The 23,052-nt window shown below is 46.3% G+C and carries 18 protein-coding genes; 2 read left to right on the top strand and 16 right to left on the bottom strand.

Annotation, left to right across the window (positions count from 1 at the left end; genetic code table 11):
- Nucleotides 1-27: 27 nt before the first annotated feature.
- Nucleotides 28-756, top strand: coding sequence for a pantothenate kinase (locus AB8P72_RS02065; RefSeq protein ID WP_193031095.1), 729 nt, complete (start codon nucleotides 28-30; stop codon nucleotides 754-756).
- Nucleotides 757-957: 201 nt separating this feature from the next.
- Here AB8P72_RS02065 and AB8P72_RS02060 read toward each other — a convergent pair whose 3' ends face one another.
- The 11 genes from AB8P72_RS02060 to AB8P72_RS02010 all read right to left on the bottom strand — a co-directional run bounded on the left by AB8P72_RS02060 (nucleotide 958) and on the right by AB8P72_RS02010 (nucleotide 15,045).
- Nucleotides 958-2,145 (bottom strand): isovaleryl-CoA dehydrogenase, encoded by a 1,188-nt coding sequence (locus tag AB8P72_RS02060; protein WP_193031096.1) that lies wholly within the window; start codon nucleotides 2,143-2,145, stop codon nucleotides 958-960.
- Between the two features lie 203 nt (nucleotides 2,146-2,348).
- Nucleotides 2,349-3,269, bottom strand: coding sequence for a hydroxymethylglutaryl-CoA lyase (locus AB8P72_RS02055; protein ID WP_193031098.1), 921 nt, complete (start codon nucleotides 3,267-3,269; stop codon nucleotides 2,349-2,351).
- 193 nt (nucleotides 3,270-3,462) lie between these two features.
- Nucleotides 3,463-5,574, bottom strand: coding sequence for an acetyl/propionyl/methylcrotonyl-CoA carboxylase subunit alpha (locus AB8P72_RS02050; RefSeq protein WP_193031100.1), 2,112 nt, complete (start codon nucleotides 5,572-5,574; stop codon nucleotides 3,463-3,465).
- 56 nt (nucleotides 5,575-5,630) lie between these two features.
- Nucleotides 5,631-6,437 carry an enoyl-CoA hydratase/isomerase family protein gene (locus AB8P72_RS02045; RefSeq protein ID WP_193031102.1) on the bottom strand — a complete coding sequence of 269 codons (807 nt, stop codon included), beginning with the start codon at nucleotides 6,435-6,437 and terminating at the stop codon, nucleotides 5,631-5,633.
- Between the two features lie 53 nt (nucleotides 6,438-6,490).
- Entirely contained in the window at nucleotides 6,491-8,101 is a 1,611-nt protein-coding gene (locus AB8P72_RS02040; protein WP_144297525.1) for a carboxyl transferase domain-containing protein, read from the bottom strand.
- A 65-nt stretch (nucleotides 8,102-8,166) separates the two neighbouring features.
- Nucleotides 8,167-9,924, bottom strand: coding sequence for an AMP-binding protein (locus AB8P72_RS02035; RefSeq protein ID WP_191691482.1), 1,758 nt, complete (start codon nucleotides 9,922-9,924; stop codon nucleotides 8,167-8,169).
- Nucleotides 9,925-10,248: 324 nt separating this feature from the next.
- Nucleotides 10,249-11,457, bottom strand: coding sequence for an FAD-dependent oxidoreductase (locus AB8P72_RS02030; protein WP_193031104.1), 1,209 nt, complete (start codon nucleotides 11,455-11,457; stop codon nucleotides 10,249-10,251).
- 186 nt (nucleotides 11,458-11,643) lie between these two features.
- Complete coding sequence (locus AB8P72_RS02025; protein WP_190295528.1) at nucleotides 11,644-12,363, bottom strand: amino acid ABC transporter ATP-binding protein; 720 nt, start codon at nucleotides 12,361-12,363, stop codon at nucleotides 11,644-11,646.
- A gap of 188 nt (nucleotides 12,364-12,551) precedes the next feature.
- The gene (locus tag AB8P72_RS02020) at nucleotides 12,552-13,223 is read right to left on the bottom strand and encodes an ABC transporter permease subunit (RefSeq protein ID WP_068405974.1); all 672 of its coding nucleotides are present in this window, start codon (nucleotides 13,221-13,223) and stop codon (nucleotides 12,552-12,554) included.
- A complete protein-coding gene (locus AB8P72_RS02015; RefSeq protein ID WP_369957938.1) occupies nucleotides 13,220-13,966 on the bottom strand; it encodes an amino acid ABC transporter permease in 747 nt (248 codons plus the stop codon). The genes AB8P72_RS02020 and AB8P72_RS02015 overlap by 4 nt, the downstream gene beginning before the upstream one ends.
- 95 nt (nucleotides 13,967-14,061) lie before the next feature.
- A complete protein-coding gene (locus AB8P72_RS02010) occupies nucleotides 14,062-15,045 on the bottom strand; it encodes a glutamate/aspartate ABC transporter substrate-binding protein (protein WP_193031108.1) in 984 nt (327 codons plus the stop codon).
- Between the two features lie 317 nt (nucleotides 15,046-15,362).
- Here AB8P72_RS02010 and AB8P72_RS02005 point away from each other — a divergent pair, with 317 nt between their 5' ends.
- The gene (locus tag AB8P72_RS02005) at nucleotides 15,363-16,340 is read left to right on the top strand and encodes an Hsp33 family molecular chaperone HslO (RefSeq protein WP_193031110.1); all 978 of its coding nucleotides are present in this window, start codon (nucleotides 15,363-15,365) and stop codon (nucleotides 16,338-16,340) included.
- 110 nt (nucleotides 16,341-16,450) lie between these two features.
- Here the strand turns inward: AB8P72_RS02005 and AB8P72_RS02000 are convergent, their stop codons facing one another.
- The 5 genes from AB8P72_RS02000 to AB8P72_RS01980 all read right to left on the bottom strand — a co-directional run bounded on the left by AB8P72_RS02000 (nucleotide 16,451) and on the right by AB8P72_RS01980 (nucleotide 22,927).
- Nucleotides 16,451-17,920, bottom strand: a complete 1,470-nt coding sequence (locus AB8P72_RS02000; RefSeq protein WP_193031112.1) for a hypothetical protein — start codon at nucleotides 17,918-17,920, stop codon at nucleotides 16,451-16,453.
- Nucleotides 17,921-18,150: 230 nt separating this feature from the next.
- Nucleotides 18,151-20,352: a PhoX family phosphatase gene (locus tag AB8P72_RS01995; RefSeq protein WP_193031114.1), complete on the bottom strand. Its 2,202-nt coding sequence runs from the start codon at nucleotides 20,350-20,352 to the stop codon at nucleotides 18,151-18,153.
- Between the two features lie 281 nt (nucleotides 20,353-20,633).
- Entirely contained in the window at nucleotides 20,634-21,263 is a 630-nt protein-coding gene (locus tag AB8P72_RS01990; RefSeq protein ID WP_369958255.1) for a fumarylacetoacetate hydrolase family protein, read from the bottom strand.
- Between the two features lie 179 nt (nucleotides 21,264-21,442).
- A complete protein-coding gene (locus AB8P72_RS01985; protein ID WP_193031118.1) occupies nucleotides 21,443-22,168 on the bottom strand; it encodes an ABC transporter permease in 726 nt (241 codons plus the stop codon).
- 12 nt (nucleotides 22,169-22,180) lie between these two features.
- Nucleotides 22,181-22,927 carry an ABC transporter permease gene (locus AB8P72_RS01980; RefSeq protein WP_068405995.1) on the bottom strand — a complete coding sequence of 249 codons (747 nt, stop codon included), beginning with the start codon at nucleotides 22,925-22,927 and terminating at the stop codon, nucleotides 22,181-22,183.
- Between the last annotated feature and the right edge of the window lie 125 nt (nucleotides 22,928-23,052).

Below are 23,052 nucleotides of genomic sequence, written 5' to 3'. Positions count from 1 at the left end.
GAACGAGCACTATATAAAGGGATTTTTATGCTCTGGTTAGATCTTGGCAATACCCGTCTTAAATACTGGCTCACCGATGATATCGGGCAGATAGTTGCGCACGATGCCAAGCAGCACTTGCAAGCGCCTGCCGAACTGCTCATGGGTCTGACCGATCGTTTTGCGCGTTATGCGCCGGATTTTATTGGAATTTCCTCGGTATTGGGCGATGACTTAAATGTAAAAGTATCTGAAACCTTGAGCCGCCTAAATATTCCGTTCGAATTTGTCCACGTCGATGCTGAGCATGCCTTGATGCAAAGCGCCTATGATGACGAACAGCTCGGCTGCGATCGCTGGCTACAGATGCTAGGCGCGGTGGATAAGAAAAAACGCCAGTGTGTGATTGGCTGTGGCACGGCGGTGACGATTGATTTGATTGATCACGCTGAGCATTTAGGCGGTTATATTTTCCCCAGCATCTATCTGCAACGTGAGTCGTTATTTTCTGGTACCAAGCAAATCACGATTTCTAGTGGCACTTTTGATAGCGTGAGCCCCGGCATCAACACAAAAGACGCCGTCCATCGCGGCATTATGTTGTCCATCGTTGGCGCGATTAATGAAATCAGTAACCGTTATCCAAACTTTGAGCTCATCATGACCGGCGGTGATGCGCATATCATTGCGCAACATATCAATCGTTCGGTGCGTATGCGCGATGATTTATTATTAAATGGTCTGGCCCGTTATTTTGACCATAGCAAACAGACATAGTGTTTTGAACGTTTGTATAAATAAAAAAAGCAGGCCGTTTTAAGCGACCTGCTTTTTTATTTTTAGTTTATTCGATTTAAAAGCGATGCTAGGTGCTTATGGGATGATTTTTTTGCAACCTCTGTCACGCCTGCGAACAGCAAGCAAGAAAAAATTAGCCCATGAGCAAGAGTTTAGTATATAAAGAACATTCTATAATTTCTACTTAGTCTCGTTAAATAGCTCACGGCCGATTAGCATACGACGAATTTCACTGGTGCCCGCGCCGATTTCATACAGCTTGGCATCACGCCAGTAGCGACCAAGTGGATATTCATTGGTATAGCCGTTACCGCCAAAGATTTGGATGCCCTCGCCTGCCATCCACGTGGCTTTTTCCGCACACCATAAAATCACGCTGGCGCAATCTTTACGTACTTCGCGGCTATGACCGGCGCCGCGTTGATCGAGCATATCGAGATTTTTACCGACCGTATATAAGAAGCTGCGTCCCGCTTGCAGGATGGTATACATATCGGCGACTTTACCTTGGATAAGCTGAAATTCACCAATTGCTTGCCCAAACTGCTTGCGATCATGAATATAAGGCACGACGTTATCCATCACCGCTTGCATGATACCGATAGGACCTGCGGCGAGTACCGCGCGCTCATAATCAAGCCCGCTCATCAGTACTTTGACACCTTCACCAACGCCGCCCAAGATATTTTCTTTGGGCACTTCAACATTATCAAAAGTCATCTCACCGGTATGACTACCGCGCATGCCAAGCTTATCGAGCTTTTGCGCTGTACCAAAGCCCTTCATACCTTTTTCAACGATAAAGGCGGTCATACCTTTTGCGCCAAGCTCTGGATTGGTCTTGGCATAAACCACCATTACGTCAGCATCTGGGCCATTGGTAATCCACATTTTGCTACCGTTTAACACATAATGTCCGTCTTTTTCTTCGGCTTTAAGCTTCATACTCACTACGTCTGAACCAGCGCCCGGCTCACTCATCGCTAATGCACCAATGAATTCTCCACTAATCAGCTTGGGTAGATATTTTTGCTTTTGTTCCTCTGAACCATTACGTTTAATTTGGTTGATACACAGGTTAGAATGCGCCCCATAACTTAACGCCACAGAAGCAGAGGCTCGGCTAATCTCTTCCATCGCCACCATATGAGCGACATAACCCATATCAGAACCGCCGTACTCTTCTGGAACGGTAATGCCATGCAGACCGAGCTCGCCCATTTTTTGCCATAAATCCATTGGGAACTCATCGCTACTGTCGATTTCGCTTGCACGCGGGGCAATTTCTTTCGCTGCAAACTGTTGTACCACATCACGTAAGGCGTCGATATCTTCGCCAAGCTGAAAATTTAATCCAGGTAAACTCATAACCATTCCTTGTATTTTGATGTTTAATTTCTTAAAAATTTAGATCTATTTAAAAAGAGACCATATAGCTGGTACAAATTTTTATCGCTTGCTGTGCGCCTGCGTCACTCCAGAGGCTTCAAAAATTTATACCAGCTATCTATCCATTTATTTCTGTTCATTTATTTCTATTCATTTAGCTTATGACTGGCTTTATTTTTTAGTTAAGACTGACGTTTATTAATCAACGCACGCGCCACGCTTGAACCATTGCGGCGACCCAAGAATTCACTGATACGCTCGCCAGCCACGACCAATTTATCCAAATCAATACCCGTACTGATACCCATACCGTGCAGCATATAAACGACATCTTCGGTGGCGACATTGCCCGTTGCGCCTTTGGCATACGGACAGCCGCCAAGCCCAGCCACTGAGGTATCAAATTCGCTAACACCCATTTGTAAGGCAGCTAAGGTATTACTTACGGCTTGACCATAAGTATCATGAAAATGACCTGATAGCATGCTGATATCAGCGTATTCTAATGCGGCTTGCAGGGCGCGCTGTACTTTTAGCGGTGTACCAACACCAATCGTATCGGCAATACCAATCTGCTCAGCGCCAATCTCAACCAAACGCTTGGTCACATAAGCCACTTGGCTAGGAGCAATCTCGCCTTCATAAGGGCAACCGACTGTGCAAGAGATGACGCCGCGCACTTTGATACCCTGCGCTTTTGCCGCAGCGGCAACGGGCGCGAAACGCTCAATGCTCTCATCGATACTACAATTGATGTTTTTTTGGCTAAAGGTTTCACTGGCTGAGCCAAAGATAACGATTTCATCAGGACGATGGACGATGGCATTTTCAAAACCGCGCATATTGGGCACTAGGACTGAGTAGCACACCTCCGTCTGACGTGTAGGTGCTAGCGCGTCAAGTAGCGCGCTATTATCACCCATTTGCGGCACCCATTTAGGCGAAACAAAACTGGTCGCCTCGAGCTTTTTGACGCCTGCTGCGATTAAATCGTTGATCAGCCTTTGTTTAACTGCAGTCGGTACCGTCATGGACTCATTTTGCAGGCCATCACGTGGACTAACATCAACGATTCTGACGTGGTCTGGGTACGAGAGTTTCATGCTTATCGTCCTTTTTTATGCGCCCTTTCATAGTAGTTTTAATTTAGAAATGTTACAGGACTGCTGGGATAAATTTTGCGAAGCCTCTGGAATGCGAAGCGCACAGCAAGCGAGGAAAATTTATACTAGCAGAGCGATATTTTAAACGAACCACTTTTATATTAAATTGGCTATGTTATCAGTACCTCAGTTACTAGCTTTCACTCGTCTCACTATCGATGCGCAGTAGCTCGTCGCCATCGGCAACCAAATCACCCTCGGCAAATAATAGTTCTGCCACCACCCCATCCGTCGGTGCAGTAATGGTATGTTCGATTTTCATCGCTTCGATAACGGCAAGTGGCTCGCCCTTTTTCACACTATCGCCAACCGCCACTTTGAAGGCGACGACTTGTCCTGGCATTGGTGATTTTAAGCTACCGACCGCCGCAGACTCTTCACCGACATGTGCCATGATATCAATAAGCGTAATCTCATCACGACCGCTATCGGTGAATACATAAACGGTTTCATTATTTGTCCAGCTCTGCGCGCTAATACGTACGCCATCTAGCCATAACGTATGATTATGCGCGTCAGTACTGTCATAGCTAATTTCACTTTCATAGACTTTTTCTGTCTGGGCGGCGACATTGGCATTGGTTTTTTCTTCGTTACTTGCGATTTCTTTTTCAATCACTAGGGTAAAGCTGCTGCTATTTTCAGCCCCTTTTTTACTTTCCGCACTATTTGCATTGTGCCAGTTGCTAATACGTGCTTGGTACGCCTGCTCATCATAAACCAAGCTAAACGAGCGCGTATAATCACTATAAGCACGGAAACCAGTCGGCTTACTAAATGGATCGATGTCTGACCCTTGTGCTGCGCCTTCACTAGCAAGCTGCTGCGTAATGGCAGTCACGACCAGAGTCGATAAATCAAGCGGATGCTGATTAAACAGCTCGTCCGCCTCACGCTCGATAAGCGCCGTATCAAGATTGGCTTGGCTAAAAGACTCAGTATTCAATATATAGCGCAAAAACGCCACGTTATTTGGCAAACCAACGATGCGCGTTTGAGCGAGTGCGCGGTCGAGTTTCGCCAATGCTTGCTCGCGGGTCGGCGCATGGACGATAAGCTTCGCAATCATAGAATCGTAAAACGGGCTAATCACATCGCCCTCGCGCACGCCATCGTCGATACGCACATCGGCAATGTTAAAGGTACTGTGCTCAGGCTTTTGATAGGTAAATAAAGTACCCGTCGCTGGCAAAAAGCCATTATCAGGATTTTCAGCGCAGATACGCGCTTCGATAGCATGACCATTTATGGTTAACTCGTCTTGCTTTTTCGGTAACGGCTTACCTGCTGCAACCAACAGTTGCCATTCAACCAAATCGACACCCGAAATCGCTTCACTAACTGGATGCTCTACTTGCAGGCGCGTGTTCATCTCCATAAAATAGAAATTCATCGCCCCTTCGCGCTGCTCAACGATAAATTCAACCGTACCTGCACCAAAATAATTAACCGCACGCGCCGCTTCGATTGCCGCTGTTCCCATCGCTTCACGCATGGCAGCGTCAACACCGGGTGCTGGCGCTTCCTCTAATACCTTTTGGTGGCGGCGCTGTACCGAGCAATCTCGCTCAAACAAATGCACATAATTGCCATGCATATCGCCAAATACTTGAATTTCGATATGGCGAGGTTTTAGGGCATATTTTTCAATGAGTACTTGGTCGTCACCAAAACTGGTAATCGCTTCACGGCGACAGGAATCTAGTAAGTCAATAAAATCGCTGCTATTTTCTACAATACGCATGCCTTTACCGCCGCCGCCAGCGCTGGCTTTAATTAAGACGGGATAACCGATACTGTCTGCTTGCTGTTGTAAGAATCCTGCATCTTGATTGTCGCCATGGTAACCCGGTATCAAGGGCACGCCAGCCGCTTCCATCAAACGCTTGGACTCAGACTTGCCGCCCATCGCCCGAATCGCGTCGGCAGATGGGCCAATAAACATCAAACCTGCATCCTGACAAGCCTGAGCAAAGTCGGCATTTTCACTTAAAAAACCATAGCCTGGATGGATTGCTTGGGCGCCAACATCGAGGGCAATCGCAATAATCGCATCGCCTTTCAGATAGCTGTCTTTTGGTGCAGAACCACCTAAATAAACCGCTTCATCACAGACAGCAACGTGCTTGGCGCCGCGGTCGGCATCAGAATAAACAGCGACGGTACGAACACCCATACGCTTGGCAGTCGCAGCAACACGGCAAGCAATTTCACCACGGTTGGCGATTAGAATTTTAGAAAACATAACTATCCCTGTAACTTATCGTTTTTATTTATCGGCTTGACTATCGTTTTTTGCTACTAGTCTGTCGTTAACCAATCAGGTTTACGCTTGTGCAAAAAGGCCTGCACGCCTTCCTTTCCTTGCTCTGATGAGCGAATATCAGCGATACCTTTAACGGTATCAGCAACCAGCTCATCGGTAATCGGTGCATCTGCGACTTCGTGCAATAAACGCTTGCAAGTCTTGACTGCATTGGGGCTATTATTAACCATCTTGGCGCATAAGGCTGCGACTGTGTCGTTAAGTGATTCTTCACTAACGCGCTCATGGATAAAGCCAAGCTGCCGTGCCTTTTTGGCATCAAAAACTTCTGCACTGAGAAAATAACGCTGCGATGCTCTAGCACCCAGTGCTTTGGTGACATAAGGGCTAATGGTGGCAGGGGCTAATCCCAGACGTACTTCGCTGAGGCAAAAATTGGCGATCTTAACCGCAATCGCTATATCACAAACCGCAACTAAGCCCATACCACCTGCATAGACATCGCCTTGAATCGCAGCCACCGTTGGCTTTGGACATTCATAAATGGTCTTTAGCATTTGCGCCAGTTTATCGGCATCGGCAAGATTTTCTTCATAGCTATAATCTGCCATCGCCCGCATCCAGTTCAAATCTGCACCAGCGCAAAACGCTTTACCCGCCGCCGCTAGCACAATCACACGGACATTATCATCAGCGCCAAGCGTGGAGAAAACCTCAGTCAGCTCGGCGATCATTTCATCGTTAAAGGCATTACGTATCTCAGGACGATTTAACGTCACCGTCGCGACGTGCTGCTCAATATCGACCAATAGGCTTTTATAATTATTCAGATTTTTTTGCATAACCTTCTCTATTTTTTATATATGTGAAATGCTTGCCCATGTTCCATTTAATGCTACATTCTAAACACACCAAACGTCGTCTCTTCAATCGGGGCGTTGTAGGCAGCACTTAGCCCTAATGCTAATACATGACGCGTATCGGCGGGGTCAATCACCCCATCATCCCAAAGACGTGCTGTCGCATAATAAGGGTGACCTTGCTCTTCGTACATCTCAAGGATCGGCGCTTTAAAGGCAGCCTCATCTTCCGCGCTCCATTCTTCACCTTTACGGTCAAAATTATCACGCTTGACGGTTGCCAGTACCGACGCCGCTTGCTCGCCGCCCATCACCGAGATACGCGCGTTTGGCCACATCCACAAAAAACGCGGACTATAAGCGCGGCCACACATACCGTAGTTACCAGCACCGAATGAGCCGCCGACGATAACGGTGAATTTCGGCACTTTGGCGTTAGCCACTGCCATGACCATTTTGGCGCCATGACGGGCAATACCTTCGTTTTCGTATTTGCGACCAACCATAAATCCAGTGATATTTTGCAAAAACACCAAAGGAATTTTACGCTTACAGCACAGCTCGATAAAATGTGTGCCTTTTTGTGCTGATTCACTAAATAGGATGCCATTATTGGCGATGATGCCTACTGGCATACCTTCGATATGGGCAAAACCGCAAACCAGCGTCGTGCCAAAACGTGCTTTAAATTCATCAAACTCACTATCATCGACGATACGAGCGATAATTTCTTTGATATCAAAAGGTTTGCGCTTATCGGTTGGAATGATGCCGTATAACTCTTTGGCATCATAGCGTGGTGGACGCGGTTTGATTTGATTTGGGATTTGCTTAGCAGGACGGTTTAAGTGGCTAACGATATTACGCGCAATTGATAACGCATGGGTATCGTTCTGCGCCAAATGATCGACCACCCCTGACAGACGCGTATGCACATCGCCGCCGCCCAAGTCTTCAGCGGTGACCTCTTCACCGGTCGCTGCTTTTACCAGTGGCGGACCACCCAAAAAGATAGTGCCTTGATCTTTGACAATGATAGATTCGTCACTCATCGCGGGCACATAAGCGCCGCCTGCGGTACAGCTACCCATCACCACGGCGATTTGCGGGATACCGGCCGCACTCAGATTGGCTTGATTAAAAAAGATACGACCAAAGTCATCTTTATCAGGGAATACTTCGTCTTGATTGGGTAAGTTTGCGCCGCCTGAATCGACCAAATACACGCAAGGTAAGTTATTTTCTTGTGCGATTTCTTGCGCGCGCAGATGCTTTTTGACCGTCATCGGATAGTAAGTGCCGCCTTTTACCGTGGCGTCATTACAGACAATCATACACTCGGTACCGTTGATACGGCCGATACCGGCAATCACGCCAGCCGCTGGAATCTCTTCGCCATACATATCATGCGCTGCCATTGGTGCGACTTCTAAAAATGGCGTACCGACATCGAGCAGGCGCTCAACACGCTCACGAGGTAGCAGCTTGCCACGCGCTAAATGCTTGGCACGCGCGCGCTCTGAACCACCTTGAGCGACTTTACGCAGGTGCACATATAAGTCATCGACTATTTCTTGCATGGCGGCACGGTTTTGCTGAAAATCGGCAGCGTTCGGACTCAATTTACTGGTTATGATAGCGCTCATGATATCCCTTTTTATACTTGTGTTTATTATTCAATAACTTCTTAAAATCTTGACCGATTTTTTGACTACTCTATTCCTAGCTCCGCCTTCATCTGCTCGATAATTTTATACTTTTGAATTTTACCGGTGATGGTCATCGGATATTCAGTCACAAAGCGATAATAAGTCGGCACTTTATAATGGGCGATATGCTCGCTACAGAATTGGCGCACTTCATCTTCGGTTAAGCAGCCCGGCTCTTTTGATATGATCAAAGCAGCAAGCACTTCTCCATAACGCTTATCTGGGATACCGACAACTTGGACGTCACGAATTTTTGGATGACGATAGAGATAGTTTTCGATCTCAACTGGGTAAATGTTTTCACCGCCGCGAATGACCATATCTTTACTACGACCAACGATTTTGACATAGCCGTCCTCATCCATCGTCGCCAAATCACCGGTATGCATCCAGCCATCTTGTATCGCTTCACGGGTTTTAAAGCGGCTGCCCCAATAGCCTTTCATCACCGAATAACCACGCGTTAGCAGCTCGCCGGTTTCCCCTAAAGGTACAATCTCGCCCGTTTCGGTATCGACGACTTTGACTTCAAGCGCAGGCTGCACAAGCCCAACCGTTGATACTTGTTTCTCTAATGGCGTATGCTCATTGGTCTGACAAGAAACCGGACTGGTCTCGGTCATGCCGTAAGCAATGGTCACCTCTTTCATATGCATCTTATCAATGACGCGGCGCATGACCTCAATCGGGCAGCTAGAGCCGGCCATAATGCCAGTCCGCAAGGTCGACAAATCAAATTTATCAAATTCAGGATGGTCAAGCTCGGCGATAAACATCGTCGGTACGCCATGCAAAGCCGTACATTTCTCTTCTTCAACCGCTTGCAAGACGCTTAAAGGCTCAAAACCATCGTTCGGATAAATGATACAACCGCCATGGGTCAAAATCGCTAAGTTGCCAAGCACCATACCAAAGCAATGATATAAAGGCACGGGAATACACAGTCTGTCTTCCTCAGTGAGATTCATGGCCTCACCGATAAAATAGCCGTTATTTAAAATATTGCGGTGGCTTAGGGTCGCGCCTTTTGGCGTGCCAGTCGTACCACTGGTAAACTGCACGTTAATCGCGTCGGTGTTTTTAAGCTGGGCTTGACGCTCGGCGACGCGTGGATCATTGGCATCGCCTTCCGCCATCCAAGCAGAGAACTTCTGCATAAATTTAAACTCTTCATCAGAGTCTGGCTCATCAATCCAAATAATGCGCTCAATGGTTGGAATCTCGACCAAATCCAGCTGGGTATAGTCTTTATGATAAATTTCAGGACAAAGCTCACGAATCAGCTGCGCATAATCGCTGCTTTTAAAGTGGCGCATCAATACCAAGGCTGAGCAGCCGAGTTTATTTAACGCATATTGCAGCTCAAAGGTACGGTAGGCAGGGTTGATATTAACGAGGATAACGCCGACTTTTGCGGTCGCTAATTGCATCAGCAGCCACTCAGCATTGTTGTGCGACCAGATACCGATGCGATCGCCAATCTCAAGCCCCATTTCAATCATGCTGCTGGCTAATTGATTGACCTGCTGTTGTAGCTCGCGATATGTCCAGCGGATATTTTGATGACGGACGACCAGCGCTTCACGCTCCGGATATTTGGAGACAATCGCATCAAAAAAATCGCCGATAGTCGCCTCAATCAGCGGTACATCGGGGCCTTTATCATAGCTTTGAATAAGCGGCGCATTTGCCGAGCGCGCGCCCATATTTACGGTGGGAATATTATTTAGAATGCTATCGAAGTCAGAAACTTGAGTCATAACGAGTCCTTTCGTTTTACTTTTTACAGCACGCCTGGATGGTGCTAATTTTTCGCTTGCTCCTATTCTTTTTTTTCCTTGAACAGGTCTTAACAAGCATGAGCTACTATACCGCCTTAAATCGAAGGCTGTCAATCATAGTAATACATTATGTATCATTTAAATTAATTAATAAAAAGTATTACCCAGTAAAAGATAGCATAAAATCACGCGATTATTATATGCAAAAAAGCCAGCTACGTATTTGTTACACGGCTGGCTCTTGAGAAAAACTAAGACTAGTAATTAAAGCTAAAAGTTAAACTTGCAACGGTTAAGCGTTGATTAAGACTTAACCATTGGCGGCGCTTTAATCGTTACCGTCGCAGTGATGCCATGGTTATCATCAAGCAAGTCCATAACCAGCTCGTCATCCGTTTCAGTAGTCACTTGCCAATTACCAGCAGCCTGCGGTACGCCAGTGACCATCACCGAAATGGCTTTATTTTTTAAGCGAATCATCGGCGGCTTATGATCGTAACCGCTGTGCTCGTGGCCCAAGATATCATCAGCAATCGTCGCTGCCTGTGCACGTAGCGGCGCGACATAGCGGCAGGCGACGCCGTTGATCGACATACAATCGCCAATCGCATACACATTGGACGCATGGGTACGTAATGTCGTGGCATCGACCACGATACCGGTGCGGCGATTGAACTCAACTCCAGCAGCGGTTGGTAATTTATCATCGACCGTCAAGCCCGTACTAGCAATCACATGATCAACGATTAATGGCTCTGGCTGCTGCGCCGCATCGCTGTCGGTAGCTGATACTGGCGCATAGCTGACTTGCAATGTACCATCATCATGACGCGTAACATTGGATACTTGATAACCGCCTAAAAAGCGAATCCCTTGCGATTGTACTGCTTTAGCAATACGTGCGGTCGCTTGTGGTGGTAGCATTTGCGAGAGCGGCGCGTCATTTAAATCAATCAACGTCACTTCATGACCCGCTTTTAATAAATCCTCGGCAATCTCCGTCCCGACCATACCAGCGCCAACGATAGCGACGCGCTGACTGCCAGCGGCCAACTTTTCTTGTAGCTGCCCAAAACGCTCGATATGGTTGACATGCCAAACCAAATCTTCAGGCAGACTTTTTGGAAAAATAGGATGGGCGCCCATCGCCAGCACCAGTTTGTCATAGCTAATAGTGGCGTAATTGGTATACACAGGGTCCGAGCGCAGTGCTGAGATAAGTTGTACCGTTTGGCTAGCAGGGTCGATATCGGTCACTTGCGTATTGGCAAGTAAATTAATATTTGCTGCTTTTGCCGCATCGCTACCTGTTGCACGTACCAAGTCCGCAGCATTTTTCTGTTGGCTAATTGCCATCGTTAGCATGGGTTTATGATAACGGTCGCCATTATCAGCTGTGATTAAGGTGATGGGAATGTTTTTATCTTTTGCGCGAATGGCATCAATCACGTGCCAGCCTGCTAAGCCTGCGCCAATAATCACAATACCTGCCGATTGATTTTCTACACTCATAATGACTCCGAAACACTATTTATTATTTGTTATGAATTTGGAATAGGATTAAAAACTGATGGCGTCTATTGTAGCAGCAAACAGGGAACACTTGTAAGCTGAGAGTAATGAACAAAAAGTAAAAGACATAAAAAAGCGCCTTTATTAAAGACGCTTTGATAGATACTTAAAACACAGTACTTAGTTTCAATGATTGAGAATTTTTGATAAAAACAGCTGCGCGCGCTCACTTTTTGCGCCTTCAAAAAACTCATCCTTACTACAGTTTTCGACAATATGCCCTTCATCCATAAAGATAATCCGATTGGCCACCTGACTGGCAAAGCCCATTTCATGGGTCACGCACATCATGGTCATGCCATCGCGGGTCAACTCGACCATCACATCGAGCACTTCTTGAATCATCTCTGGGTCAAGTGCGGAAGTTGGCTCGTCAAATAGCATCGCTACCGGATCCATCGCCAAAGCACGCGCAATCGCTACGCGCTGCTGCTGTCCGCCTGATAGCTCGGCGGGGTATTTTGGCGCTTGCGCACTTAAGCCCACACGGTCGAGATAGGCCATGCCTTTTTTCTTAGCCTCATCTTCTTTACGGCCCAACACTTTGATTTGTGCGACCGTTAAGTTATCGATAATAGTCAGATGCGGAAACAACTCAAAATGCTGAAACACCATTCCGACGCTACTACGCAGTTTGGGTAAATTGGTTTTTGCTGCACCAACTGAGATACCATTGACCATGATATCGCCCTTTTGAAACGGTTCAAGGCCATTTACGGTTTTAATAAGGGTCGATTTGCCACTACCCGATGGACCACAAACCACCACCACATCGCCTTTATGCACGTGCGCGGTACAGTCAGTTAGCACCTGAAAGTCGCCGTACCATTTGCTAACGTCAGTCATTTTGATGACTATCTCAGCGCTCGCATGACCATTGTCGGTGACCAGTCCGCCAAATTCATTTATATAGGTGTCAGCATTGTTTATCACTGGCTCATTTATCACTGGCTCATTCATCACTGGCTCCTAACCACTTTTTTCATCATTATTAAATGAAAATCTTAATAGTAAAATACTGCGCCAAATTTAAATTAAAACCTTAAGCGTTTTTGCAATTGCTGTACGCCGATAGAGGCACTTAAGCTGATAATAAAATAAACAGCTCCCGCGCCTAAAATATAAGGCGTCAGTAAGCCCATCAGCTCACCCCGAACGTAAGCGGCGCGGAAAAAATCCGTCAACCCAATAGCAAAAACCAGCGTTGTATCTTGGAATAAAATAATACATTGCTGTAAAATCAGCGGTAGCATTTTGCGAAAAGCTTGCGGCAATATCACCAAACGCATGGTTTGCCCATAAGTCATGCCAAGAGCCTTTGCGGCATTCACTTGCCCGCTACCGATAGATTGGATACCTGCGCGCACCACCTCTGAGAAGTATGCCGCTTCAAACATCATAAAAGCGACCACACACGAGGTAAACGCGGTATCGAGCTGTAAATATTTACCGGCTATCCAAAAATACATCATCGGCACGGCAAAATAAAACCACAGCAATACCAATAGCAACGGCACAGAACGAAAGTAATTGACGTATAATTTGGCAGGAATTTCTAGCGCTTTGATGCCGGACAAGCGCATCAAAGCCAATACCGTCCCTAAGCTAATACCGCCTAAGATAGCGAGAAACAGCACCTTTAAAGTGGTCAGCATACCTCCCATTAAGCCCGGATACGCCGTTGCAAGTTCGGTCATCATATTCATTTTTGACTCCCTGCAATCAGCCCAGGTACTCGTAATTTACGCTCAATCAGTCCCATAATGGCAATTAACGACAGATTAAAAACCAGATAAATAATGGTCGCATAAGTGTAAATCTCGAGGCTGTTTTGGGTATATTCACTGATGGTTTTGGTTTGGCTAATCAGCTCCATCACCCCGACCAGCGACGCTACCGACGCGTTTTTAAAGCAGTTGGTGAGCTCCGAGCTTAGTGGTGGCAAAATAACACGAAATGCCTGCGGTAGTAGCACTTCTTTATACGCCTGCAGAATCGTAAAGCCGAGCGCGTAAGCAGCATTGATTTGCCCTTCAGGTAAGGATTCGATACCGGTACGCACCTGCTCAACGATACGCGCGGCGGTAAATAATCCTAAGCCAATACTGGCGGACAGCATGGCTGAGGTATTAGGCGATAAGTCTTTATACCACCACTCTTGTAGTGCAGGCGTCAGCCAACCGGGGGCGATATAAAACCAAAAGAATAATTGTACAAGAAGAGGAATATTACGAAAAAATGTCACATAAGCGGTACCAATACTACGCGCCGCTTTATTTGGCAAGGTGCGCATGATGCCCAAAATAGTACCAATCACCATGGCAATCGCCCAAGCGATACTGCCAATCAATAGCAGCCAGCCAAGACCGGTCACCATCCAATGCAGGTAAAGCTCGTTACCGATACCGGTCTGCTCAAAGAGCACACCCCAGTTCCAGCTATAATTCATGATTGTCTCTCCAAGCAGCGATTGAAAAGCTAACGCGCCCGATTGACATTGCTGTCAATCTGAGCGCGTAAGCAAGCTATGTTGAGGGACAATAATTACTGTGCTGTCGCGACTTTTGGCTGAGCGCTATCATGTGGATTGGCAATCAAGGCTTTTAGATTGTCTGACATCTCAAAGTTTAGATTGACGTTTTTTGGCGGAATTGGGTTGGTGAACCACTTATCATAAATGCTATTAATCTCGCCTGAGCTAAAGACATTGGCAAGCGCTTCATCGACCACCGCTTTAAATTCAGGATCGTCTTTACGCATCATACAACCATAAATCTCAAACGATTGCGGCGTACCAACAATCACCCATTCATCTGGATTTTTGGCTTTGGCTTTTTCACCGGCAAGTAGTACATCATCCATCATAAAGGCATCGGCACGGCCGTTTTCTAGCATAAGGAAAGCTTCGCCATGGTCTTTTGCCGAGATGACATTGATGTCCATTTCATTTTTATCATTGTATTCACGAATATAACGCTCTGAGGTCGTACCAGCAGTGGTGACCAAAGTTTTACCTTTTAGGTCTTCAAAATCTTGAATACCTGAGTCTTTTTTGGTCAATAAACGCGTGCCAATTTCAAAGAAACCATTTGAGAAAGCCACTTGTTTTTGGCGCTCTTCGTTATTGGTGGTTGAGCCACATTCAAAATCGACCGTGCCGTTTTGCACCAGTGGAATACGCGTTTGCGAAGTAATCAAGTTATAACGAATTTTTAAATCCGGCATATTAAGCTTTTCTTTTACCGCATCGACCACTTTCATTTCTAAATCGTGCGCATAGCCAATCGGCTGATTTGGGTCATCAGCGATGTAAGAAAAGGGGATAGAAGAGTCTCGGTGACCGACCACGATAGTGCCCGATTCTTTGATTTTTTGTAGCGTACCGTTGGTATTTGCTGCCGCTTCTGTCGTCGCCGTGCCATCTGCTGGCGGCGCTTCGGTGTTGGTTTGATTGCTATTATTACAGCCCGCTAGGCCAAGTGCCATAAAGGCAACCAACGTTAGCGGTTTTGAGATTAAGTAGGTCATGAGATACATCCTTTTATCACATTTATACAAACTAGGAGGGGACTTTGACGGTATTTATGCCATTATTTGACTTTATATAAGCCCTTGGCTGACTTTTCCGTCATGCATCCATGCTGTTGCTTTAGGTTATAACTATGCAACTTAATGTTACTGTACAACAATTTGCGTGATTGGGGTAAACTTTTTTTAATGAGACTGATATTTTGCAGATTTCGTTTAACAATCATTTAAATTACGCCAATAACCAAGCCGCTATGATTGATAAATAATCATTAATCCCCATAAAGCTAACAACTTCTTAATACTAGTTATGACCTATGACCCAAGATACTCAAGTCCCAAATGTCGATCAACAAGCGAGCAGCCACCGCGATAATGACGTACGCCAACGCTTTTTTATCGAAGACTCACCGGTGCGCGGCGATGTGGTGCGCCTATCGCGCAGCTATGCGACGACCATTGCCCAAAAAGCTTATCCTGAAGCCATTAAGCGCTTATTAGGTGAGATGCTGACGGCGGCAAGCTTGTTGATCAGTACCGTTAAAATTAATGGTCGCTTATCGATTCAATTACAATCATCAGATAGTGACAGCTTGCTCAATTGGGCAATGGCAGAATGCGACCAAGACGGTATCATTCGCGCCCTTGCCAGCTGGAAAAATGACACCGACGAGCAAGTGCAAGCGTGGGAAAATATGATCCATGCCAAAGACGCCTTTGCTGAGCTCGGCGCTGCTGGTCAAGGCGTGTTATTTATCAACATCCAGCCTGATGGCGGCGAGCCGTATCAAGGTATCGTTGAGCGTAGCCATGACAACTTAGCTGATTGCTTAGCGCATTATCAAAAACAATCGGCGCAGATTCCAACGCTGATCAATCTGGCATCCGATGGTTTGCAAGCCGGTGGTATCTTGGTGCAAATGCTACCTCGTACCGCAGCCGAGACCTATGAAGTCGAGCAAAACCAAGATGCTGGTATCGATGATGACTTGTGGACACGCTTAAGTGTGCTCACGCGCACGCTAAAAGCAGAAGAGCTGACCACGCTTGATGCCAATGAAATCCTGTACCGTTTGTATAATGAAGAAAAAGTCGTTGCCCCTGAGCCTGTAGCGTTATCGTTTGGCTGCACCTGCTCACGCGAGAAGTGTGAGATGGCCATCGAGCAAATCGGTGAAACCGAAGCGTTAGATATCGTGGACGAACAAGGCGGTACGTTTGAGATGGACTGCGGATTTTGCGGTGAGGTCTACAAATTTGATAAAGACGATGTAGCGGCTATTTTTGCTGAATAGCTTCTTATCTGTTTTCTACCGTCCCTAAAATTTAAAACCCTCAAGTGTCATGCTTGAGGGTTTTTCGTTTTTATAATTTTATTGATAATAACATTCATAGTGTTAACACCTTAAATCTCGACCTCGTAATCTATCGGATAAGAATAGATACGGCTATCAAGCCCATATTTGGCGTCATGCGCGTCGCCTAATCTATTGGCTGATAACCAAGAAATCACTTGCGCAAGCACCCGATCGTTATAAGTTAAATTCATATGATTGACGCCATAAAATATCGCCTTATGACCCTCGGGCACATTCAATGTATGCTCTTCGGTATATTCGCCAAGTGCCGATTCTACCGAAACCAGCCCATCACCGAGTAAGCTTGTGGTCTTAGATTTATAATGCACCTCAACCATAGCTGCCGCGACCAGATAGGTATTTACATGTAAAGGTAAGCGCGTCGGATGGCGAAATTCTGCGGGCAGCACACTGCGCCCTTCAGCTGATTTCCAGTCCGCATCGCGAATACTGCCGTAACGTAAATCAATAATTCCCGCACTACGCAAGTCGCCTAACTTGGCTAATGAGCCTGCAAAAGGCAATTTAGCGATTTTATCTTGAACAAAATGACCAATCTGCTCTAAGCTTGCGCCATGATGTGGCGAGCCTAAAGTAATAAGATTGCCCACGCGTTCGACCCAGCTAAAACCTTGTTCTTTACCATAAAATAGCGCGCTACGACTCAGCAAACCGCCCATGCTATGGCCGATTAAGTCAAGCTGGGTGATATCTGGATTATTCTCCACCAAATCTTGCAAGACTTTAGCAAAGCTACGCCCATTACTGGAGATACGCCGACCGGTATTATAGTTCAAATATAAAACTGTACTGTCTGGCAACTTGTGGGTCAGCATAGCACCGAGATTATTTTCGCCCGCAACTTGCCAGCTTAAATGACTCAAACAAAGCCCATGGCATAGAATAATCACCCGCCCCGATAGTGCGCCACTTTGCACATAATTGTCTTTATCGTATAGCATCATCGACACGGCCAACGGATTGTCATGGGTGACAAGGTGGTCGCCCATCACGCCATTTAGGATATTGACCATACGCCGTAAGTTTAAAGGCAGTGGTTGTATTTTTTTGGGTTTTAAAACCGTGTTATACAAACGTAGCCCTATGGCAATATTGTTGCCGACCAATTGCATCGCTTGACGCACCGTACCATAAATGCGCCCGGTGATACCGCGCTGCCAGTGCTCAAGATTACCATTATTAAACCGCCCCAAAGGACGCAGCAAAATCTCACGGTGGATAGCTTCGACAATATCCGTTACTTCCACGACACCCATAGTAGCAAGCTGCGCCAAGCCTTCAAAAAAATCCACCAAAGAGATTGGTTGATGCGGTTTTATCACACTGTTATCGACATTTTTGGCGATCAGCTCATCGACATAAATATAGTCAAGTTCTGCTAGCGCTTCATAGACATCGTCTTGAAAGTCTGCTTTTGCGCTCAATTCACCATCAGAGGGACGCCGAGTGGTCGCAAATAAATCGTGTATGGTTTCTATAGGTCTTGGATTGGGCATAGTGTTGCTACAGCAAGCGATTAAGGGTAATTGCCATACTAGCCTGTAAATGCCATAAACAGAAGAAAATGATTTAACTATCAGGTATTTTTATGGTTAAAAAAACAGGGAACTATAAAATATCGAAACTTACCCATTAGTAGCTATCGCCTACAACACAAAAACCCTAAAGCCATGACTTAGGATTTTTATGTTTGTTCAGACGTATCATTACTAATGCAAATAGTTAACTAGACAAAGGATTCTGCCAGTATGACGTCACCATCTTCGCGTGTAATCATAACTGTCGCTGAGCGCGGGGTACTACCGCCAGCCACTGCTCCCCATGTATTACCCGGATGCTGAATATTAATAAACAAGGTTTTAAAGTCTGGCGTCATCGTGATACCTGTGACTTCACAGCCCTCCGGACCGACAAAAAATCGTTTGATGTTATCATTGCTAGCAGGCATACCGACTCGGGTTTGTTGCCCTGCTGACGTGGTTTGAATGGCGCCATCGCTTACATTACCTGGTAGCGCTGCCAGTAACATACAGCTGCTGGTATCGGTATAAGCGCCGTCGTCTGTTTGAATCCATAGAACGCCGCGTGGATCGAAGTATAAGCCATCGGGAGAAGAAAAATCATTACTGTCATTTAATTGCGATAAATTTTCTGCTACTAAATCATTCGGTGCAGCAAATAAATAAATGTCCCAGTCAAAACTGGTTGCCGCATGATCACCGCCCGCTTCTGCCCAGCGAATGATATGGCCGTTGTCATTGCCACGCGCTTTGCCGCCAGTATTATAGCTGCGCGGATTGGACGCCGACACTGGCTGATCATCTCGTACACCACGATATTTATTATTGGTCAAAGTCACATACACTTCACCCGTTATCGGGCTGACCGATACCCATTCTGGTCGATCCATTTTGGTTGCACCGACTGCATCTGCTGCCGCGCGAGCAAAGACCAATACCTCATCTTGTCCATGAAAAGGCAACTCGCTGTTCAAAGCATCCAGTCCATTTTGACCATGAATTAACGCTTTCCATTCACCGTGACCATTTTCATTAAAGATAGCAACATAGAGCATGCCCTCATTCAAATACTTGTCACCCGCTTTTAATCCACCACCGATATCAGCATTTGACCAGGTGGCTTTGGAGACGAATTTATAAATATATTCACCGCGAGCATCATCGCCCATATAAAACACCACCGGTTTGCCTTGTTCAACGGGAGCATAAGCACAGTTTTCATGAGCAAAACGTCCCAGTGCCGTGCGCTTTTGGGGCATGGAGTTTTGATCAAAAGGATCAATTTCGGTGATATAACCAAAGGTATTAAAACCATTTCGATAATCGTCAGTAGCGCTAGCACTAGTGGCGGTCATATCCCAGCGTGAAAACTCGTCTACGATCTTGGCATCTTTGGCATCAGGGGTGTGCCAAAGATATTCAAAGCCAGAGAAATTTTCCGTTGCGCCATAGCGCTCGCGACCATAATTTTGTCCTGCGCTCAGCTGACTGGCATCTTGCCCACGGGCAAACACCCCTAAAAAATTCTCTTCGGTGGTTAGATAGGTGCCCCATGGTGATAAGCCTGCGCCGCAATTGTTGTTGATACCACGAGTTTGAAAGCCTGTTGGGTCAAACTTGGTCTTGACCAAATCAGAGCCCGCAACAGGACCTGCTAATTGCGTGGTTGTACTGCTGGTGATACGGCGATTGTATTTTGAATTGGGGACCATTTCATAGCCCATGCCATCGGCGCGGCGCTTCATCTCGACCACCGCTACCCCATGACAATTCACCTCACGGCGTACGTCGCTTGCAAGTCGACGATTTTGAAAGATTGGCGCAGCATTTTTATCTTGGATCACATGGTAACCAAATGGGCTCAGCTCGCTGCTATTGACGTATTCATGATTCATGACCAGTAGTCCATTCTCTGATGCTTTGGCATCATAGGCAGTGCCCTTTTTGCCAAAGAACCACATGCCATCATGGTTATCACCCATACGCCATTCGAATGACTCAGCTGACTGCTCGCGATTGTCTTTCCAATCATCAATGCCAGATATCAGCGGCGTGCCTAAAGGCAGTATTATCTCAGCCTTATAGCCTGCCGCCACGCTCATGGTTTCGGCAGTCGAATGCGCCACTGCGGTAAACTTCAAAGTTTCGGGACGCTTGAGATCACCTTGTGCAGGGATAGCAGCATCATTGCCATTATTTTTGGTAGGAATACTATCGTCATCGTCGCTACAGCCAACTAAAGGTAGCGCTCCAAAAAACGCCGCCGCCGTCAATCCTGTGCCACCTTTTAGGATACTACGCCGATTTAAACGGCGACTAATAATGGTTTGAAAATCAATATTGTTGCTCGGATTAGAATCTTCAACGACTTCATGGGCAAGCGGTTGTTTGTTATTCAATAATGTCATTATCAGTCACCTTGCTGTTAGGCTTGATTGGCATGAGAGAGTTGATTGCAGTCTCGTAATTGCAATCACCAAAATACGAATTATGCCTAATTCTACTGAGTGTTTATGACAGTACGTTGAAAACCAAATGCCGATTTGATAGTTATTTAATGATAAGCTTAGGATAAATGACTATCACCACTGATAAACCAAAAAAATCCCAAGCGTTCACTTGGGATTTTTTTGATAGCGTTAAGCATTAATGCCTTTACAGATTAATAGGTGATAGCTGCGATAAAAACTTATTTAACCTCTGTCTGCCACTGATGAGCGCCTAGTTTTAAAGTCAACACATCGCCCGCATGTAAAGCGCCAACGCCGCTTGGTGTCCCGGTCATAATGACGTCGCCTGCTTGCAAACTAAAAGCGTGACTGATATTAACCAATAACTCATAAACGGGAAATAGCATCAAGGCGCTATCGCCATCTTGCTTGAGTTCGTTATTAATATTCAGCTGGTAATGGACGTTTTTGAAGTCACCAAAGGCATTTGCATCGAGCCAGTCAGCAAGCACACAAGCGCCATCAAAGCACTTGGCGCGCTCCCAAGGATGACCTTTTTCTTTCAGCTCAGTTTGTAGCTCACGCAAGGTCAAATCAAGCCCTAATGTCACGCCACCAATAGCTTGTTTCGCCTCTGCAAGCGTGGCTTTTGATAAGTCTGTTGCCAGCTGAATACAAAGCTCAGCTTCATAGTGGGTTTCGCCAAAGATGGCAGGGTTTGGTCGCTCAACACCCTGATGGATAGATACCACCGAAGAGGCAGGTTTCATAAATAGCATCGGCGCGCTAGGCACTTCATTGCCCAACTCCTCTGCATGCGCCGCATAGTTGCGCCCGACACAGACGACTTTACCGATAGAAGTACGCAGACGTTCGCTATTATCAATGCTGGTATCACTATTGGTATCAGTGGTGCCAGCAGTATCTTTCACATTACCAATAATAGCGTTGGCGATGGACATATGGGGCGATGAGCTCATACTATTTCCTTAAGGCCGATTTTTTAATTTATGACCACTATAGCTTTTTTATTTTGCCGTGCCTACTTTTAAGGAATGGTATTGGTAACCACGTCTGGCGGCACATAGCTGGCGTGACGATTCATACGTTTTTCAAACAATCTAAAGCTAAATAAAATCACCCACGACAGCAGCAGATAAACGACACCGGCCGCAAAGAACAATTCCATCAAGGTATAAGTACGCGCACTAATCGTACGCGCAACGCCGGTGATATCCATCAACGCAATGGTGGATGCCAGCGCGCTTCCCTTTAGCATAAAGATAACTTCGTTACTGTAGGCAGGAATCACAATGCCAAAAGCGCGCGGTAAGGTAATACGCGTCAGCTTCTGCCATTTTGACATGCCAATGGCATCGGCGGCTTCAAGCTCGCCCACAGGAATATTTTGGATTGCACCGCGAATAATCTCTGCCAAATAGGCGCTGGTATTAAGGGTAAAGGCGATGATGGCACACCAATAAGCTTGGCTAAGTACCGGCTCCCATAAGAACGAGTTACGTACCGCTTCGAACTGCCCAAGCCCATAATAAATCAAAAATATCTGTACCAGTAGCGGCGTGCCACGGAAAAAGAAGATATATAAAAATGGTAAAACTTGCACCAGCCAATTTTTGGACAGGCGCAATAATGCCAAAATCAAACCAAAAAACAACCCAATAATACCCGAGAATACAACGAGCTGGACGGTCAATACCGCGCCACCCATTAAATCAGGAATATGGTCAAAAATGACCTGCCAATTCCAATCCATAGTATCTCTCCTCTACCCTATGGTCGATTGACTTTGAGTGGTTTGATGGTGGGTTTGACGGCTGAGCTTTTTAGCATAACGCGCCGCCGGATTGGCACGCCACTCAAGCCACATCATAAAACCGGTAATCAACATGGTCAGACCCAAATAAATAATCGCCGCGGCCATATAAAAGGTAAACGGCTGCTGTGTCGACTGCGCCGCACGCGAGGACTGATACATGATATCTTTTAGACCGACGACCGACACCAAGGCGGTATCTTTGAGCAATACCAAAAACAAATTGCCGAGACCTGGCAGTGCAATCTGCCAGACTTGCGGCAAGGTAATACGATAAAAAGTCTGAAAAGGTCGCATGCCAATCGCTTGCGCCGCTTCTCTTTGCCCTACCGGAATCTCTTGAATGGACATACGAAAAATTTCGGTCGCGTACGCACCAAAGGCAATTGATAACGCCATGACCCCGCCCCAAAACGCGCTAATCTCGATATAGTCGTTATAGCCGAACTTTTTGAGGATACTCATGAGCAATATCGAGCCGCCGTAATAAATAAACAGCACCAATAACAGCTCAGGGATGCCGCGCATCGTGGCAGTATAGACCGTCGCAAGCTTACGCAGCAGCCAGACATTGGACATCTTGGCGGTCGCGCCAAGCAAGCCTAACGCCATACCGATGACCAAACTGGTCAGCGCCAGCTTTATAGTGACGGTAGCGCCGCTTAGTAATAGCGCGCCAAATCCTTGTAAATCAAACACAATTATCCACTCAGTCTCTTTATATTAGCAAGTTGCAAAATATGAGTTAAAAGAATCAGCATCAATAGCTGAGCGCTGCGAATAGTCGTATGACAAACCGCATAGATGGCGGTTTTTTGCGTCAT

Origin of the sequence: Psychrobacter sp. CLB018 (genome assembly GCF_041222815.1) — a bacterium.
GTDB lineage: Bacteria > Pseudomonadota > Gammaproteobacteria > Pseudomonadales > Moraxellaceae > Psychrobacter > Psychrobacter faecalis.
This window is presented reverse-complemented; position numbering and strand designations above follow the sequence as displayed.